Origin of the sequence: Streptomyces sp. NPDC018031, from assembly GCF_044327625.1 — a bacterium.
In the GTDB taxonomy this organism is placed as follows: domain Bacteria; phylum Actinomycetota; class Actinomycetes; order Streptomycetales; family Streptomycetaceae; genus Streptomyces.
The window spans coordinates 889942-907266 of sequence record NZ_JBIRFT010000001.1 but is presented as its reverse complement, the minus strand read 5'-3'; the positions used below and the strand labels follow the sequence as shown (position 1 = coordinate 907266).

Here is a 17325-nt window from a genome sequence, read left to right as displayed (position 1 = left end):
GAGCCCCCATCGACCCCGCCCCTGCCGCGCCCACTGCTCCCGCCCCCGCCGCGCCCGCTGCTCCCGCCCCCGCCGCCCCCGATCTCCCGGATGGACCTGACATGACCCCTCCGCCGCCCTCCCTCCAGGTGTCCGGCCTGGCCTACGCCTACCCCGACGGCCACCAGGCCCTGTTCGGCGTGGACCTGTCCATCGGCCGCGGTGAGCGGGTCGCGCTGCTCGGCCCCAACGGCGCCGGGAAGACCACCCTCGTCCTCCACCTCAACGGCATCCTCGAACCGGGCGCCGGCACGGTCGCGGTCGCCGGGCTGCCGGTCGGCAAGCCGCACCTGGCCGAGATCCGCCGCCGGGTCGGCATCGTCTTCCAGGACCCCGACGACCAGCTGTTCATGCCCACCGTCCGGGAGGACGTGGCCTTCGGCCCGGCGAACGCCGGACTGCGCGGCGCCGAGCTGGCCCAGCGGGTGACCGGTGCCCTGGAGCGGGTCGGGATGGCGGAGTTCGCCGACCGGCCGCCGCACCACCTCTCCTTCGGCCAGCGGCGCCGGGTGGCGGTGGCCACCGTGCTCGCCATGAACCCCGAGATCCTCGTCCTCGACGAGCCGTCCTCCAACCTCGACCCGGCCTCCCGGCGGGAACTCGCCGACATCCTGCGTTCGCTGGACATCACGGTGCTGATGGTCACCCACGACCTGCCGTACGCCCTGGAGCTGTGCCCGCGCTCGGTGGTGCTCAGCGGCGGGGTGATCGTCGCCGACGGAGCCACCCGGGACCTGCTCGGTGACGCCGAGCTGATGCGGCGGCACCGCCTGGAGCTGCCCTTCGGCTTCGACCCGGCGGCGGCCGCCGGGAGGTGACCGGCCGCCCTCGACGGCCCCCGGGCCCCCGCGCCCGCCCCGGCTGGATCCCGCCCCCGGGCGCTGTTGCACCATGGACACTGCACGTATCGCGATCGGGCACGTCAGCAGACGATGAGGCACGGCAGGAGTACGCATCTTGGTGGACGTCCAGGGCACGGTGGCGGACGGCTTCGAACCGGTCCGGGACGCCTTCGCCGAGAACTTCGCACGCCGCGGTGAGCGCGGCGCCGCCCTCGCCCTCTATCTGCACGGCCGCAAGGTCGTGGACCTGTGGGGCGGTACCCGGGACGCCGACGGCGAAGCGCCGTGGACCCGGGACACCGCGCAGGTCGTCCGCTCCGCCACCAAGGGGGTGGCCGCCGCCGTCCCGCTCCTGCTGCACCAGCGCGGCCAGCTCGACCTGGACGCCCCGGTGGGCAGGTACTGGCCGGAGTTCAAGGAGAACGGCAAGGAACGGGCACTGGTGCGGCACCTGCTCTCGCACCGGGCCGGGGTCCCGGTGCTCGACACCCCGCTGACCCCCGCCGAGGCCGCCGACGGGGTCTCCGGCGCCCGGGCCGTCGCCGCCCAGCCGCCCGTCTGGGAACCGGGCACCGACCACGGCTACCACGCCCAGACCTTCAGCTGGACCATCGGCGAACTCGTCCGCCGGGTCACCGGGCGCGGCATCGGCCGCTGGGTCGCCGAGGAGATCGCCCGGCCGCTGGGCCTGGGCCTGTGGATAGGGCTGCCGGACGCCGAGCGCCACCGGGTCGGCCGGATCGCGTCCGTCGAGGCACCGCCGGTGCCCGCCTCGGCCGGGCTGCGGGTGCGCCCCAAGCGGTCGGTCGCCGAGGCGTACCAGGACCCGGACTCGCTGACCCGGCGGGCGTTCGCCGCGATCACCCCGATGCCGGACGAGAACGACCCGGACTACCGGGCGGCCGAACTCGCCGCCTCCTCCGGGGTCGCCACCGCCGACGCCCTGGCCCGCTTCTACGCCGCCCTCATCGGCCCGGTGCCGTTCGGCCGCCGGCTCTTCGCGCCCGCCACCGTCACCCTGGCCCGTACCGAGGAGTCGGTCGGCCCGGACCGGGTGCTGGTGGTCAACACCCGGTTCGGCCTCGGCTACATGCTGCACGGACCCTCGTCCCCGCTGCTGGGCCCCGGCTCCTTCGGCCACCCCGGCCGCGGCGGCTCGCTCGCCTTCGCGGACCCCGAGTCGGGCATCGGCTTCGGCTACGTCACCAACGGCATGCAGCGCGGTGTCACCGCCGACCCCCGGGCCCAGGCCCTGGTGCGCGCGGTCCGCAGGACGCTCGACTCCTGACCGGGCGGCCGCCCCCGGCCCCGCACCGAGCGCTGCCGTCCGTTCGCCGGTCCGCCCGTCCGCCCGTCCACCGGTCCGCCGCGGCCCGGCTCCCGGGCTGAGGTGCGCGCCCGGAGCGTCGGCGTGACGATGAAGGGGGACGCAGCGAGCAGGAAGCGGTGACCGGCAATGGGCGAGAACTGGAACGTACAGATGAGCATCACCGCGATGGACCGGGTCACCCTCTGCGAGGCACGGCTGACCGGCAACGACGGGGTGGTGCTGGTCGGCGAGGGGTCGGCCCGGGTCAACCCGGCCGACGAGCAGGTGCCCGCGATCGGCGACGAACTGGCGGCCTCGCGGGCGCTGTCGGACCTGTCCCACCAGCTGCTGAACGCGGCGGTCCGGGACATCGAGCAGCACACCCACGAGCGGGTGCGCGGCCTGGTGGAGTAGCGCGGGCCCGTCGGCGCGGGCCCGTCGGCGGGGCTCGCACGGCCGCCGGGGGCGGGGCTCGGACGGCCGCCGGGCGGGGTGCCCGGCGGCCGTCGGCGGGAGCCGCCGGGTCTCAGCCCGCCTTGAGGACCGACGCCACGATCGGCCCGGCCGTGTCGCCGCCGTGCCCGGAGGCCGGCACCACGGCCGCCGCCGCCAGGTCGCCCCGGTAGGCGGTGAACCAGCCGTTCGGCTTCTTCTGCCCGTCGACCTCCGCCGAACCGGTCTTGGCCCCCATGTCACCACCGACCCCGGACATCGCCTGCGCGGCGGTGCCCGAGGTGGCGGTGAGCCGCATCAGGTCCCGCAGCTGCTTGGCCGTGGACGGCTTCAGCGCCCGCGGTGCCTTGGCGAGCGTCCGGTCGTCGACCGAGGGGGAGACCAGGTACGGCTGGCGGAACACCCCGCCGCGCACGGTGGCCGCCACCGAGGCCATGTTGAGCGGGTTCATCCGCACCCCGCCCTGGCCGATCAGCGAGGCCGCCATCGGCGCGTCCCGCTGCACCGGCACCGCGCCGTCGAACGTCGCCACGCCAATCTGCCAGTTGAGGCCGATGCCGAAGACGTCCCGGGCCTCCTTGGTCAGGTCGTCGTCGGACAGCTTCGGCGCCTGGCTGATGAACGCGGTGTTGCAGGAGCGGGCGAAGCTCTGCGCGAAGGTGCCGCCCGCTATTTCGAACTTGTCGTCGTTCTGGAACTTCCAGCCGCCGTACGAGGAGAACTTCGGGCACGGGTGCGGCTTGCCGTACGCCGCCAGGCCCTTGTCGATCAGCAGCGCGGAGCTGATCACCTTCATGGTGGAGCCGGGGGCCAGCGAACCCTGAAAGGCGAGGTTGAAGCCCTCCGCGGGGGAGTTGGCCACCGCGAGGATCTCCCCGGTGCTGGGCTTGATCGCCACCACCGCCGCCTTGGACCGCTTGGCGACCGCCCGTTCGGCGGCGCTCTGCAGCCCCGCGTCGATGGTGGTGCGCAGCGTCCCGGCCCGGCCCTTGGAGAGCACCTTCAGCGTCTCGTCCGGCAGCCGCTTGCCGTCCGCCCCCTTGCCGCGGACGATCCGGGTCTCCACGCCCGCCGTGCCGCCCGCCTTCTTGCCGTACCGCTCGCGCAGCCCGGCCAGCACCGACTTGAGCGCCGGGTGGTCGGCCGCGCGCAGCTCCTTGCCGTCGCGGTCCACGGCCTTGATCGGCGGGGCGTCGGCGGGCCCGGTGCGCAGCGTGTCGCCGGCCCGCAGCTTCGGATGGACCACCGCGGGCGCCCAGTCCACCAGCGCCTTGCCGCTCGCCTCGTCCCGGACCACGGTCAGCGACGAGGAGTAGGCCAGCGGCGCCCGCTGCTCCCGGTACGCGATCCGGGCGTCCACCGAGAACGCCACCGTGGCCCCGGTGCCGCGCCCGGCGCGCAGCTCCACCTCGGCCACGTGGGCGTCCTTGCGGTACGAGGTCAGCGCGGCCTTCGCTGCCTTCGGGTCGTCGGTGAGCGCGGCGGCCCCGGCGGTGTCGCCGGCGGCCCACGCCGAGAGGAAGTCCTCGGCGGTGGCCTTGACCTCGGCCGCGTCCGGCGGGCCGGACCGGGCCTTCCGCCCGGCCGGGGCCTCGCCCGCCGCACCGGTGTTGCTGTCGTCCGGACCGGACGCGGACGAGTCGCCGCCTCCGCACCCCGTCACCCCGATGAGCACGGCGAACACTCCGCCGGCGACCGCGGCTCTGGCGCCCTTCCGCATGCGAGAAACCCCCACAGTTGCTTCGACAGTCCTTCACCAGGTGATGAAGGACGCGGTGCGCGCACCCTACCGAGAATCCCGGTGGCGGTCAGATCGGGTCCGCGGCGGGGGTGTCGGCCGGTCGCCCGGTCAGATCCAGGTGTCCAGCCATATCCGGCCACGCCAGTCGTCCACCGGAATCGCCTGTCCGGTGTAGATGGGGAAGAAGTAGATGAAGTTCCAGAGGACGAGCAGCACCAGGGTGCCCGCGCCCACCGCGCCCAGCGCCCGGCGGGTGTCGCCGGCCCCGGGCGGCCCGAGCATCGCGCCGACCAGCATGGCCACCGCGAGGCAGAGGAACGGGACGAAGACGACCGCGTAGAAGGAGAAGATCGTGCGCTCCTGGTACAGGAACCACGGCAGGTAGCCGGCCGCGACCCCGCACAGGATGGCGCCCGCCCGCCAGTCGCGCCGCAGCGCCCACCGGAAGAGCAGGTAGACCAGCGCGAAGCAGGCCGCCCACCACAGCAGCGGGGTGCCCAGGGCCAGCACCTCGCGGGCGCACTTCTCCTTGGTGTCGCTCGGGCAGCCGTCCACCCCGGGCTGCGGCGACTCGTAGAAGTACGACACCGGGCGGGACTGGATCAGCCAGCTCCACGGATTGGACTGGTAGATGTGCGGGTCGTGCAGGTCCACGTGGAAGTCGTAGACCTCGCGCTCGTAGTGCCACAGGCTGCGCAGCGGATTGAGCAGCCAGGAGAACATCCCGTCGTCGCTGTATCCGCCGCCGCCCGGCTTCGGCGACTCCGCCCAGTGCCGGAAGTAGCCGCTGTGCCGCCAGCCGACGCCTTCGACGTACTTCCCGCTGTTGACGAACCAGCCGGTCCAGGACGCGACGTACACCACGAGCGCCACCGGCACGGTGGACAGGAACGCCCAGGGCAGGTCGCGGCGGGCCACCGCCCGGCGGGCGCGGCGCGCCCCGGCCACCCGCCGGGAGCCGACGTCCCACAACACCGTCATCAGCCCGAACGCAGCCAGCACGTACAGGCCGTTCCACTTGGTGCCGCAGGCCAGCCCCAGGCACACCCCGGCCCCGATGCGCCAGGGCCGCAGGCCGAGGGGGAGCCGCTCGGCGATCCCCGCGTCCGGCCGGGCGATCCCGTCCGTGCCGACCGGCAGTGCCGCCGCCAGCCGGGCGCGGGCCTGGTCCCGGTCCACCAGCAGGCAGCCGAACGCCGCCACGATGAAGAACATCAGCACCAGGTCGAGCAGCGCGGTGCGGCTCATCACGAAGTGCAGCCCGTCGACCGCCAGCAGCACCCCGGCCAGGCAGCCCAGGAAGGTGGAGCGGAACAGCCGCCGCCCGATCCGGCAGATCATCAGCACCGACAGGGTGCCGAGCAGCGCGAGCATGAACCGCCAGCCGAACGGCTCCAGTCCGAAGAAGTGCTCCCCGATGGCGATGACCCACTTGCCGACCGGCGGGTGCACCACGTACGCCGGCGAATCCGCCAGCGGGATGTCGCCGCGCATGATCCGCTCGTCGGCCTTCTCCGGCCAGTTCGTCTCGTACCCGTAGTGCAGCAGTGACCAGGCGTCCTTGGGGTAGTACGTCTCGTCGAATATCACCTGGTTCGGGCTGTCCAGTCGCCAGAACCGCAGCAGCCCGGCGAAGAGCGCCACGACCAGCGGCCCGATCCAGCCGGTCCACCGGGCGAGCCGGTCCGCGGTGGCCGGGCCGATCCCCAGCATCGCGAACAGCCGCACGTCCGGCTCCGCGTACGGCGGCACCAGCCGGTCGCGGACGTCGGTGTGCGGCCGTCCGACGTAACCGAAGCGGCGCAGCCGGCGCTGCCAGGAGGGCGGCCGGCCGACGGCTCGGCCGTGCTGGGCCCGGGGCGCGGTGTCACTGGTCACCGCGCCATCGTAGGGAACGCGCCCTGGGGCGTCGCGCCATCCGCCGGTGCACCGGACCGGCCACGGGCCGGGCCGCCCGCCCGCCGGCCGCCTCCCCGGGCGCTTCGCACGCACGTCGCCGCGCTGCGAGGATGGTCCGTGTGACTGGAACGCTCGTACTGGCAGGAACACCCATCGGCGACATCGCGGACGCGCCCCCGCGGCTGGCCACCGAACTCACCGCCGCGGATGTGATCGCCGCCGAGGACACCCGGCGGCTGCGGCGCCTCACCCAGGCCCTCGGGGTGCAGCCGGCCGGCCGGATCGTCTCCTACTTCGAGGGGAACGAGGCCGCCCGTACCGAGGAACTCGTCGAGGCGCTGACCGGTGGTGCCCGGGTGGTGCTGGTCACCGACGCGGGCATGCCCTCGGTGTCCGACCCCGGCTACCGGCTGGTCGCGGCCGCGGTGGAGCGCGGGGTCGACGTCACCGCGGTGCCCGGGCCGTCGGCCGTGCTCACCGCGCTGGCCGTCTCCGGCCTGCCGGTGGACCGCTTCTGCTTCGAGGGCTTCCCGCCCCGCAAGGAGGGGGAGCGGCTCGGCCGGCTCCGCGAGGTGGCGGGGGAGCGCCGCACCCTCGTCTACTTCGAGGCCCCGCACCGGCTGGCGGCGACCCTCGCCTCCATGGCCGAGGTCTTCGGCGCCGACCGCCGGGCCGCGGTCTGCCGGGAGCTGACCAAGACCTACGAGGAGGTCCGGCGCGGCCCGCTGGCGGAGCTGGTGGCCTGGGCGGCGGACGGCGTCCGGGGGGAGATCACGGTGGTGGTCCAGGGCGCCCCGGAGCGGTCCGCCGAGCGGCTGGAGCCGGCGGAACTCGCCCGCCGGGTCGCGGTCCGGGAGGAGGCCGGCGAGCGCCGCAAGGAGGCCATCGCGGCGGTCGCGCAGGAGACCGGCCTGCCCAAGCGGGAGGTGTTCGACGCCGTCGTGGCGGCCAAGAACGCGGCCCGGGAGGGGGCGAAGGGCACCCCGGTGCGGACCGTGGAGTGAGCTCCGCCCGGCCGGCCGGACCCGTTCCGGGCCCGCCGGCCGGCCGGCGGGCCCGGAACAGGTCAAAGGACTATCGTGAAAGGTAAAGCCTGGGCCGCGCACCGCGGGCATTTGGGCATGACGCCGTCAAATCTGCTCCAAGGAGCCGGCAGGGCAGCTGCGGTCCGGCCGGGAGAGGCGTCCACTGAGAGGTGGGACGCACCGATCCCGGAAGACTTGTCCGACGGACAAGAGGAGCTGCCATGAGCGACACCATGGGCACCGCCTCGAGCGGCGTCACCCACCCCATACACCACACCGACCCGGGCCCGGCGGTCCGCGAGGTCGTCCACGAGGCCTACGCCTTCGCCTGCATGCGCTGCGGGCGCGGCTGGGAGCAGGCGTACGTCATCGAGCACCACGTGGACGCCGACGGCAAGCCCTTCATCGTGTACCTGGCGGACGGCGAGCGCGTCCCCTCGCCGCTGTCCCGCCCCACCTGCGCCGCCTGCGGGTCCCATGTGGTGCGCATCATGCGCTCCGGGCAGCTCTCGCCGTTCGCGGCCCGCGGCAACCAGCCTCCCGTCGGACCTCTCGTGCCGCCGCAGGAGGCGACGCCGGACGCGGCAGGCGGCGGGGCGGCACCAGGCGCCACCGCCGAGCGCCGGGCGGCGGGCCGGCACCGCTGGCACCTGTCCGACTTCTTCCACCCGTTCCGGCACCCGGGCCGCCCCGAGGACGCCGACGTGGCGTCCGGCGCCGAGTCCGGGGCGGTCAGGCCCGAGCTGCCCGAGGAGGAGGCCGGGCCGGTCGCGCCGGACGACGGGCTCAGGCCGCCGCACCGCTCCTGAACCGGCCGCCCGCCCGGCGCGGGCCCGGTGTGCCGCGGGTGGCTCGTCCGCCGGCGGCACGACGGCCCGCGGTCCGGGTGGGGCGGCGGTCCGCGGTCCCGCTGGGACGGCGGTCCGCCGCGGCGGACCGCGGCCGGACCCCGGCGGAGGCCGCCCCGGCCGGCCGTCCGCACCGTCCGCGGCCTCCCTAGAATCGCGCACATGAGCGTCAAGCAGACCCCGCCGCCGCTGCCGGAGCCGCTCCGGGTGCCGGTCGTCGATGCGCACACCCACCTGGACATGCTCCCCGAGCTGCCGCCGGAGGGCGCCTCCCCGGACACCGTCGAGGAGGCGCTGGCCAAGGCCGCCTCCGTCGGTGTCGAGACCGTGGTCCAGGTCGGCTGCGACGTGGCGGGGTCGCGCTGGGCCGCCGAGACCGCCGCCGCCCACGAGAACGTCTGGGCGGCGGTGGCCCTGCACCCCAACGAGGCGCCGCGCATCGTGCTCGGGGACCCCGACGGCTGGTCCCGGCAGGGGGCGCGCGCGGCGGGCGGCGAGCCGGCCCTGGACGCCGCACTCGCCGAGATCGACGCCCTGGCCGCGCTCCCGCAGGTGCGGGCCGTGGGCGAGACCGGCCTGGACTTCTTCCGCACCGGTCCGGAGGGCGTCGCCGCCCAGGAACTCTCCTTCCGCCGCCACATCGACATCGCCAAGCGGCACGGCAAGGCGCTCGTCATCCACGACCGGGAGGCGCACGACGACGTGCTCCGGGTGCTGGCCGAGGAAGGCGCCCCGGACCGCGTCGTCTTCCACTGCTTCTCCGGCGGCCCCGAACTGGCCGAGGCGTGCGCCGGCCAGGGCTACTACATGTCGTTCGCGGGCAACGTGACCTTCAAGAACGCCCAGCCGCTGCGGGACGCCCTGGCGGTCGCGCCGGCGGAGCTGCTGCTGGTGGAGACGGACGCACCGTTCCTCACGCCGGCGCCGTACCGCGGCCGGCCCAACGCGCCCTACCTCATCCCGTACACCCTGCGGGCGATGGCCGAGGTGAAGGGGATGGACGAGGACGTCCTCGCCGGCCACCTCGCGGCGAACAGCGTCCGCGCCTTCCAACTGCCCTCGTAGCCGCCGCCAGCCGCCGCCGCTGCCCCGCCGCTGCCCCGGCGGCGGCCTGGTCCGGAGACCTGGTGCGGCGGCCGCCGCGGCGGCGGCACGGCGCCCCGGATGGTCACTCTCGGTACCGCCTCGGCTTTGGTGCGTGACCGGTGCTCCGCTGGAGTCCCCGGCCCCAGCACCCCCGTGGAGCCCTTCATGAGCGATACGCGCGGCAGTCACCGCGGCAGCGGCGAGCGCGAGCCCTCCCACCGGTCCGCCGGCGACCGGGAGGGCCGCCACCGCGGCACCCGGCGCAGGACCGCGGCCCCCACCCCGCTGCGGCGGCTGCTGCCCCGGACGCTGGTGGTCGCGGTGGTGGCGGGCGGCACCTCCGCCTTCGTGGTCCAGGACAAGGGGGTGACGCTCGACGTCGACGGCTCCCGGCGGACCCTGCACACCTACGCCGACGACGTCGGCGACCTGCTGGCCCGGCAGGGCGTCGAACTCGGCGCCCACGACACCGTCACACCCGCCCCGGGGCGGCCGCTGCGCGGCGGCCAGGAGATCGAGGTGCGGCGCGGCCGGCCGCTCTCCCTCACCGTGGACGGGGAGCACCGGCGGGTGTGGACCACCGCCCGCACGGTCGGGGAGGCGCTGCGCGACCTCGGCGTGCGGACCACCGGCGCGTGGCTGTCCCACCCGGCCGGAGCGGCCGTGCCCCGCGCCGGCCTGGCGCTCGACGTGCGTACCGAGCGGAACCTCACCGTGCTGGCCGACGGGCGCCGCCACCACGTCCGCACCGACGCCGCCACCGTGCGGGAGGCCGTGGCGCAGGCCGGGCCGGTGCTGCGCGGCCTGGACACCACCTCCGTACCGCCCGGCGGCTTCCCGCGCGAGGGCCAGACGGTCACGGTCCTGCGCGTCACCCGGCACGTCGGCCACCGCGACCTGCCGGTGCCGTTCCACACCCTCCGGCGGACGGACCCGTCCGCGCCGCGGGGCACCGAGGTGGTCGAACGGCCGGGCAGCCCGGGCGTCCGGCGCGTCACCTACGCCGTCCGGACGGTCAACGGTGTACCGCAGCGGCCCCGGACGCCGGCCACCGAGACGCTGCGCCGGCCCGTCGACCGGATCGTGGCGGTCGGCACCCGCCGGCCGCCGTCCGCGGTGCCCGGGGCCGACGGCCTGGACTGGGACGCGATGGCCCGCTGCGAATCCGGGGGCCGTCCGGACGCGGTGGATCCCAGCGGGACCTACGGCGGGCTGTACCAGCTCGACACCCGCACCTGGCGGCAGCTCGGCGGCCGGGGCAGGCCGCAGGACGCACCCCCCGCCGAGCAGACCTACCGCGCCAAGCGGCTCTACGTGACCCGGGGGGCCGCTCCGCGGCCGCACTGCGGCCGTAAACTTCACCAGTGAGCGAGCGAAGGCAGCGAATGATCAGCACATCCGTTCCGGGCCCCGGGCACGGCCGGGACGGCCTGGCCGAGCGCGGCGAGGCAGGCGCATGAACGCCACCGATCCCGCCGGTCCGACCGAGCCGTCCGCCGCCGGCCACGGCCCCGCCCACGACGCGCCCTCCCCGGAGACCGGCCCGTCCTCCGGCGGCCCCTCCACCGGTACCGGCCCCTCCGCGGAGACCGGCTCCGCCGCGTCCGGCGGCGGCGCGGCGGACCACCGCGACGCCCCGGCGGCGGCCTCCGCCGCGGACGCCGCGCAGCCGCCCGCGGCGGCCGGCCCCGACGCGCTGCTGGGCCCCGCGGACATCCGCGAGCTGGCCGCCGCCCTGGGGGTGCGCCCCACCAAACAGCGCGGCCAGAACTTCGTCATCGACGCCAACACCGTGCGCCGGATCGTCCGCACCGCGGACGTGCGCCCCGACGACGTGGTGGTCGAGGTCGGCCCGGGACTCGGCTCGCTCACCCTGGCGCTGCTGGAGGCCGCCGACCGGGTGGTCGCCGTCGAGATCGACGACCTGCTGGCCGCCGCGCTGCCGGCCACCGTAGCGGCCCGGCTCCCCGGACGCGCCGACCGCTTCGCGCTGGTGCACTCCGACGCGATGCACGTCACCGAGCTGCCGGGGCCCGCGCCGACCGCGCTGGTCGCCAACCTGCCGTACAACGTGGCGGTCCCGGTGCTGCTGCACATGCTGGCCACCTTCCCCACCATCGACCGGACGCTGGTCATGGTGCAGTCCGAGGTCGCCGACCGGCTCGCCGCCCCGCCCGGCTCCAAGGTCTACGGGGTGCCGTCGGTCAAGGCGGCCTGGTACGCCGAGGTCAAGCGCGCCGGAGCCATCGGCCGCAACGTCTTCTGGCCCGCGCCCAACGTCGACTCCGGCCTGGTCTCCCTGGTCCGCCGGAGCGCGCCGCTGCCCACCACGGCCACCCGCGAGGAGGTGTTCGCGGTGGTGGACGCCGCCTTCGCGCAGCGCCGCAAGACGCTGCGCGCCGCGCTCGCCGGGTGGGCCGGGTCCGCCGCGGCGGCCGAGGCCGCACTGGTCGCCGCGGACGTCTCACCGCAGGCGCGCGGCGAGTCCCTGACCGTGGAGCAGTTCGCCGCCATCGCCGAGGCGCGGCAGCGGATCAAGGGAGCCGGAGTATGACCGGGTACGAGCCGTCGCCGGCGCTCCGGCGGCCGCAGCCGGCCGGAAGCGTCACCGTCCGGGTGCCCGCCAAGGTCAACGTGCAGCTCGCGGTCGGCGCCCCGCGCCCGGACGGCTTCCACGACCTGGCCAACGTCTTCCTGGCGGTCGGCCTCCACGACGAGGTCACCGTCACCCCGGCCGACACGCTGCGCGTCACGGTGTCCGGCCCGGACGCCCACCTCGTCCCGCAGGACCGGACGAACCTGGCGGCGCGGGCCGCCGAACTGCTCGCCGCCCGGCACGGCATCGCGGACCCGGCCGTCCACATCCACATCGCCAAGGACATCCCCGTGGCGGGCGGCATGGCGGGCGGCAGCGCGGACGGCGCCGGGGCGCTGCTGGCCTGCGACGCACTGTGGGAAACGGGCGCCGACCGCGCCGAACTGCTCGACATCTGCGCCGAGTTGGGCAGCGACGTGCCGTTCAGCCTGGTGGGCGGGGCGGCACTGGGCCGGGGCCGGGGCGAGATCCTCACCCCGCTCGACGTCGGCGGCACCTTCCACTGGGTCTTCGCGCTCGCCGACGGGGGACTGTCCACCCCGGCCGTCTACCGGGAGTGCGACCGGCTGCGCGCCGGCACCTCCGTACCCGAGCCCGAGGCCTCCGCGGAGCTGCTGGCCGCGCTGCGCACCGGCGACCCGGTCGCGCTGGCCGCCGCGGTGACCAACGACCTCCAGGCCGCGGCCGTCTCGCTGCGGCCCTCGCTCGCCGCCACGCTGCGCGCCGGGGCGGCGGCCGGAGCACTGGCCGGACTGGTCTCCGGGTCCGGGCCGACCTGCGCCTTCCTGGCCGAGGACGCCGCCGCGGCGGCGGAGGTGGCCACCGCGCTCACCGCCTCCGGCACCTGCCGTGCGGCACGGGTGGCGGCCGGACCGGTGGCCGGGGCCACCGTCGTCACCGGCTGAACCGCCGCGCCCCGGCAGGCCGGGACCCTGGGTCACCGGGCCGTCCACAGCGGGTTATCCACAGGGGTAGAGGCGGCTCCGGGAACACCCTTAGCATCAGGACACCTACTCGCCGTGCACGCGGCGAGGGTGTACCGGGGGCACCGGGGACACCAGGGGCACCGGGGGCACCGGGGGCACCGGGGACAACGGCGACAACGGGGGGACGGCACATGCTCTGTCAGCGCTGCCACGCCATGCATCTGGCACCGGACGGACACTGTCCGGGCTGTGGTGCGGCGCCGGCGACGGCCTTCGCCGCGGCCCCCGCCCCGGCCGCTGTCCCGGCCCCGGCCCCTGCCGTCGCCCCGGCGGTCGCCCCGGCCGGTGCCGGCAGCGGACCGGCCCCGGCGCCCGGGGCGGTGCGGCCCCCGGTCACCTCGCCCTCCGGCGCGGGCCCGGTGGCCGGGCTCGGCACGGCCGCCATGTTCCTCCTCGCGGCGGTCACCGGCGCGGCCCTGATGCGGGCGGTCGCCGACTTCCGGCTGCGGGACGCCCTCGACGAGGACTGCGAGGAATCCTTCGGCTTCGGCGACCCCTACGACTCCGACAGCTCCTTCGAATCCTGCGACGACCCGTTCGACAGCGAGGTCTTCGGAAGTCTGGGGGAGTTCTGGGGCACCTCGCTCATCCTGCTGCTGCTGGGCTTCCTCTGCGCCATACCGGTCTTCCTCGTCTGGTTCCACCGGGTCCGGACGAACGCCGAAGTCCTCGCCCCCGGCCGACACCGGCATGTACCGGGCATGGCGATCTCCGCCTGGTTCGTGCCGTTCGCCAACTGGCTGGTCCCCAAGCAGATGGCCGACGACATCCTGCTGGCCAGCGCCCCGCCACCACCGACGGCGCCCTACGGCATACCGCCGAGGGCGCGCGGCGCCGGACTGCTCCAGGGCTGGTGGATCGCCTGGGTGGCCGCCAACATCCTCAGCGCGCTCGGCTGGTGGCTGCTCGTCTCGCCGGACGACGTGGACGACGCGCGGCTCGGTCTGCTGGTGCTCGCCTTCGGCGACCTCGCCCTCATCGCCGCCGGAGCCCTGGGTCTGCTGACCGTCCGCCTGATCAGCGAGGCACAAGACGTCGGTATGGGATATCGCCCCGCCCCCGTGTACCCGGCGGCCCACGGGGCCCCGGCTCCGTACCTCCCGCACCAGGCGGGACCGTACACCGGCGCGCCGCAGCCGGCGGAGCCGTACGCCGGTGTGCCGCAGCCGGCGGCCGCGCCGCAGGTGCCGGCGCCCACGGTGCACGCCCAGGCCGCGCCCCAGGTCCCGGGAACGGTTTCCGGCCCCGCCCCGGCCCCCGGGCAGGGCCCGGCGCCGGTACCCGCCCCGGCCCCCGAGACCGGTCCGGTGACCGGACCGGCCTTCCCTCCCGCTCCCGACTCCAATCTCGACACCGCTCCCACCCCCGCCCCCGTCTCCGACCCCGTTCCCGCCCCCGCTCCTGTCCCCACCCCCGCTCCTGTCTCCGACTCCGCGCCGGGCCCGGTGATACCCGGCGACGCTCCGGGCCCCGCTCCGGCGGCGGAGGGCCGGGCGGGCGGCGACGACCCGGCAGGCGATACGGCGGCGGAGCACGAGGCGGCGCCGACCGGGGATCCGGTGACGGAGAAGGGGGCAGCGGCGGAGCAGGAGGCGGGGGCAGCGGCCGGGGATCCGGCCGGGGGTCCGGTGGCGAATGACGGGCCGGTGGCGAAGGACGGAACGACGGCGCAGGACGGGACGACGGCGGAGCGGCCGGCCGGACCAGGTCGCCCCGACCTGGAGAAGTGAGACCGCACGGTCCGGATCGCCGCCGTCCCGGCGAGCTCCGCACGGCGACTACCCTGGGATGTCGACCGATCCGAGTCCCAGGAGTGAGATGGCCACCAACCTCGTCAATCTGGAAGCCGTCGGCAAGGTGTACGGCACTCGTGCACTGCTCGACGGCGTCTCCCTCGGAGTGAACGAGGGCGACCGGATCGGCGTCGTCGGCCGTAACGGAGACGGCAAGACCACCCTGATCCGGATCCTCGCCAAGCTGGAGTCCGCCGACGACGGACGGGTCACCCACGCCGGGCACCTGCGGCTCGCGGTGCTCACCCAGCACGATTCGCTGGACCCGGCCGCGACCGTGCGCCACGAGGTGATCGGTGACCTCGCCGACCACGAGTGGGCGGGCAGCGCCAAGATCCGCGACGTGCTGACCGGGCTCTTCGGCGGCCTCGACCTGCCGGGCTTCCCGCAGGGCCTGGACACCGTGATCGGCCCGCTGTCCGGTGGCGAGCGGCGCCGGATCGCCCTCGCCAAGCTGCTCATCGCCGAGCAGGACCTCATCGTGCTCGACGAGCCGACCAACCACCTCGACGTGGAGGGCATCTCCTGGCTCGCCCGCCACCTGCAGGAGCGGCGCTCGGCCCTGGTGGTCGTCACCCACGACCGCTGGTTCCTGGACCAGGTGTGCACCCGCATGTGGGACGTGCAGCGCGGCACGGTGCACGAGTACGAGGGCGGCTACAGCGACTACGTCTTCGCGCGGGCCGAGCGGGAGCGGATCGCCGCCACCGAGGAGGCCAAGCGGCAGAACCTGATGCGCAAGGAGCTGGCCTGGCTCCGCCGCGGCGCCCCGGCCCGGACCAGTAAGCCGAGGTTCCGGATCGATGCGGCCAACGCGCTGATCGCGGACGTGCCGCCGCCGCGTGACACCGCCGAGCTGATGAAGTTCGCCAACTCCCGCCTCGGCAAGACCGTCTTCGACCTGGAGGGCGTGACCGTCCAGGCCGGACCCAAGGTGCTGCTCAAGCACCTGACCTGGCAACTCGGCCCGGGCGACCGGATCGGGCTGGTCGGGGTCAACGGCGCGGGCAAGACGTCACTGCTGCGGGCCCTGGCCGAGGCTGCCCGCACGGACGGCGAGGCACAGCCCACGTCCGGCCGGGTCGTGGTCGGAAAGACCGTCAAACTGGCCTACCTCTCGCAGGAGGTCGCGGAACTGGACCCCTACTGGCGGGTGCTGGAGGCGGTCGAGCGGGTACGGCAGCGGGTCGACCTCGGCAAGGGCCGGGAGATGTCGGCCTCCCAGCTGTGCGAGAAGTTCGGCTTCACCAAGGAGAAGCAGTGGACCCCGGTCGGCGATCTGTCCGGTGGTGAGCGGCGCCGGCTCCAGATCCTGCGGCTGCTGATGGACGAGCCCAACGTGCTGTTCCTCGACGAGCCGACCAACGACCTCGACATCGAGACCCTTACCCAGCTGGAGGACCTGCTGGACGGGTGGCCCGGCTCGATGGTGGTCATCAGCCACGACCGGTACTTCATCGAGCGCACCACCGACCGGGTCTTCGCGCTGCTCGGCGACGCCACCATGCGGATGCTGCCGCGCGGCCTGGACGAGTACCTGGAGCGCCGCGAGGCCGTGCGGGCCGCCGCCGCGGCCGCCGCGCCCGCCGGGCCGTCCGCCGCCACCCCGGGCGCGGGCGCCGCCGCCAAGCCGAAGCCCACGGGCGACACCCGGGCGGCCAAGAAGGAACTCCAGCGCATCGAGCGCCGGCTGGACAAGATCAGCCAGCAGGAGACCACGCTGCACGAGCAGATCGCCGAGCACGCGACGGACTTCGAGAAGGTCGCCGGGCTCGACGCACAGCTGCGGGAGCTGGCCGGCGAGCGGGACGAGCTGGAGATGCGCTGGCTGGAGCTGGCCGAGGACGTCTGAACCCGTCCGGCCGGGCGGCGGCGGACGGCTGGACCCCCTGACCGCCGCCCCGCCCCGCCCGCCGTCCGTCCGCCCCGCCCGCCGTCCGTCCGCCCCGCCCGCCGTCCGTCCGCCCCGCCCGCCGTCCCTCCGGACTGCCCGCCCGCCGTCCGGCCCGCCCGCCCGGACGGGCCGGTGGCGGCGGCCTCCCAGACCGCTGTCCGGCCTGGCCGCCGTCCGATCTGACAGCTACTCGGCATGCCCGCCGCCCGGCACGGGCCGCGGCCCGATCCGACCGTCGTCCGGCTCGCCCGCCGTCCCTCCGAACTGCCCGCCCGCCGTCCGGCTCGACCGTCGTCCGATCTGGCCGCCATTCGATCCGACCCCCGTCCGATCCGGCGGCTGACCGGCCGGCCGGACGGTGGCGGGGCGCCGTCCGTGGGCCGGGTGCGGGGGAGATGTGCGCGAGCTGTGGGGGCGGCGTGCACCCGCCCGCCGTGCCGGTGGCGCCGCGTCACGAGCGGATATCGGCTGTTCGCCGGAACCGGGACCGCTCCTGGTCGCGTCGCTACCGGGTGATACAAAGAACTCCCGCTAACCAGCCATTGACTGGCGGGAATTGTGTCCGATTCGCTCCTTCCCGAGGGGATTTGGCCCCTGGGAACGCGGGGGAGACCGATCGGCACACGGCCCCGCGCGAGAAGGATCCGGATGTCTCAGCCGCCCCAGCCCCCCAACCAGCCTCCCCCTGGCGCTGCCGGGGGTTCCCCCACGCCGGGCGGCTTCGGCGCGCCGCAGCACTACGGATATCCGCAGCAGCACCCGGGTACGCCGCCGCCCCAGCCGGGCTACGGCTATCCGGTGCCGCCCGGCCAGG

General features: G+C 75.4%; 13 protein-coding genes. 11 read left to right on the top strand and 2 right to left on the bottom strand.

What is annotated here, in order from left to right:
* Window positions 1-101 precede the first annotated feature (101 nt).
* The 3 genes from ACH4B3_RS03850 (at window position 102) to ACH4B3_RS03840 (ending at window position 2604) form a co-directional block, all read left to right on the top strand.
* A complete protein-coding gene (locus ACH4B3_RS03850; RefSeq protein WP_398461102.1) occupies window positions 102-857 on the top strand; it encodes an energy-coupling factor ABC transporter ATP-binding protein in 756 nt (251 codons plus the stop codon).
* A 136-nt stretch (window positions 858-993) separates the two neighbouring features.
* Complete coding sequence (locus ACH4B3_RS03845; protein ID WP_398461574.1) at window positions 994-2169, top strand: serine hydrolase domain-containing protein; 1176 nt, start codon at window positions 994-996, stop codon at window positions 2167-2169.
* Window positions 2170-2337: 168 nt separating this feature from the next.
* Window positions 2338-2604: a DUF1876 domain-containing protein gene (locus ACH4B3_RS03840; RefSeq protein ID WP_398461101.1), complete on the top strand. Its 267-nt coding sequence runs from the start codon at window positions 2338-2340 to the stop codon at window positions 2602-2604.
* 112 nt (window positions 2605-2716) lie between these two features.
* Here the strand turns inward: ACH4B3_RS03840 and ACH4B3_RS03835 are convergent, their stop codons facing one another.
* Window positions 2717-4363 (bottom strand): penicillin-binding transpeptidase domain-containing protein, encoded by a 1647-nt coding sequence (locus ACH4B3_RS03835; RefSeq protein WP_398461100.1) that lies wholly within the window; start codon window positions 4361-4363, stop codon window positions 2717-2719.
* Window positions 4364-4492: 129 nt separating this feature from the next.
* Window positions 4493-6262: a dolichyl-phosphate-mannose--protein mannosyltransferase gene (locus ACH4B3_RS03830; RefSeq protein WP_398461099.1), complete on the bottom strand. Its 1770-nt coding sequence runs from the start codon at window positions 6260-6262 to the stop codon at window positions 4493-4495.
* 140 nt (window positions 6263-6402) lie between these two features.
* On the opposite strand from ACH4B3_RS03830, the gene rsmI reads away from it, so the two are divergent.
* The 8 genes from rsmI to ACH4B3_RS03790 all read left to right on the top strand — a co-directional run bounded on the left by rsmI (window position 6403) and on the right by ACH4B3_RS03790 (window position 16469).
* On the top strand, window positions 6403-7287 hold the full coding sequence (gene rsmI / locus ACH4B3_RS03825; RefSeq protein WP_398461098.1) for a 16S rRNA (cytidine(1402)-2'-O)-methyltransferase: 885 nt from the start codon (window positions 6403-6405) through the stop codon (window positions 7285-7287).
* 242 nt (window positions 7288-7529) lie between these two features.
* Window positions 7530-8117, top strand: coding sequence for a hypothetical protein (locus tag ACH4B3_RS03820; RefSeq protein ID WP_398461097.1), 588 nt, complete (start codon window positions 7530-7532; stop codon window positions 8115-8117).
* A 201-nt stretch (window positions 8118-8318) separates the two neighbouring features.
* Window positions 8319-9221: a TatD family hydrolase gene (locus ACH4B3_RS03815; RefSeq protein WP_398461096.1), complete on the top strand. Its 903-nt coding sequence runs from the start codon at window positions 8319-8321 to the stop codon at window positions 9219-9221.
* A 186-nt stretch (window positions 9222-9407) separates the two neighbouring features.
* The gene (locus ACH4B3_RS03810) at window positions 9408-10610 is read left to right on the top strand and encodes a ubiquitin-like domain-containing protein (protein ID WP_398461095.1); all 1203 of its coding nucleotides are present in this window, start codon (window positions 9408-9410) and stop codon (window positions 10608-10610) included.
* Between the two features lie 88 nt (window positions 10611-10698).
* The gene (gene rsmA / locus ACH4B3_RS03805; protein ID WP_398461094.1) at window positions 10699-11796 is read left to right on the top strand and encodes a 16S rRNA (adenine(1518)-N(6)/adenine(1519)-N(6))-dimethyltransferase RsmA; all 1098 of its coding nucleotides are present in this window, start codon (window positions 10699-10701) and stop codon (window positions 11794-11796) included.
* Window positions 11793-12743 carry a 4-(cytidine 5'-diphospho)-2-C-methyl-D-erythritol kinase gene (locus tag ACH4B3_RS03800; protein WP_398461093.1) on the top strand — a complete coding sequence of 317 codons (951 nt, stop codon included), beginning with the start codon at window positions 11793-11795 and terminating at the stop codon, window positions 12741-12743. Before rsmA ends, ACH4B3_RS03800 begins: the two co-directional genes overlap by 4 nt.
* Window positions 12744-13207: 464 nt before the next feature.
* Entirely contained in the window at window positions 13208-14554 is a 1347-nt protein-coding gene (locus ACH4B3_RS03795; protein ID WP_398461092.1) for a DUF4328 domain-containing protein, read from the top strand.
* Between the two features lie 88 nt (window positions 14555-14642).
* Window positions 14643-16469 carry an ABC-F family ATP-binding cassette domain-containing protein gene (locus tag ACH4B3_RS03790; RefSeq protein ID WP_398461091.1) on the top strand — a complete coding sequence of 609 codons (1827 nt, stop codon included), beginning with the start codon at window positions 14643-14645 and terminating at the stop codon, window positions 16467-16469.
* Window positions 16470-17325: the final 856 nt, after the last annotated feature.

What these genes read in the sequence shown, in the direction of transcription:
- rsmA (WP_398461094.1), top strand. Translation starts at nt 10,699, where the DNA reads ATGAACGCCACCGATCCCGCCGGTCCGACCGAGCCGTCCGCCGCCGGC.
- ACH4B3_RS03815 (WP_398461096.1), top strand. Translation starts at nt 8,319, where the DNA reads ATGAGCGTCAAGCAGACCCCGCCGCCGCTGCCGGAGCCGCTCCGGGTG.
- ACH4B3_RS03850 (WP_398461102.1), top strand. Translation starts at nt 102, where the DNA reads ATGACCCCTCCGCCGCCCTCCCTCCAGGTGTCCGGCCTGGCCTACGCC.
- ACH4B3_RS03790 (WP_398461091.1), top strand. Translation starts at nt 14,643, where the DNA reads ATGGCCACCAACCTCGTCAATCTGGAAGCCGTCGGCAAGGTGTACGGC.
- ACH4B3_RS03835 (WP_398461100.1), bottom strand. Translation starts at nt 4,363, where the DNA reads ATGCGGAAGGGCGCCAGAGCCGCGGTCGCCGGCGGAGTGTTCGCCGTG.
- ACH4B3_RS03795 (WP_398461092.1), top strand. Translation starts at nt 13,208, where the DNA reads ATGTTCCTCCTCGCGGCGGTCACCGGCGCGGCCCTGATGCGGGCGGTC.
- ACH4B3_RS03800 (WP_398461093.1), top strand. Translation starts at nt 11,793, where the DNA reads ATGACCGGGTACGAGCCGTCGCCGGCGCTCCGGCGGCCGCAGCCGGCC.
- ACH4B3_RS03820 (WP_398461097.1), top strand. Translation starts at nt 7,530, where the DNA reads ATGAGCGACACCATGGGCACCGCCTCGAGCGGCGTCACCCACCCCATA.
- ACH4B3_RS03840 (WP_398461101.1), top strand. Translation starts at nt 2,338, where the DNA reads ATGGGCGAGAACTGGAACGTACAGATGAGCATCACCGCGATGGACCGG.
- ACH4B3_RS03810 (WP_398461095.1), top strand. Translation starts at nt 9,408, where the DNA reads ATGAGCGATACGCGCGGCAGTCACCGCGGCAGCGGCGAGCGCGAGCCC.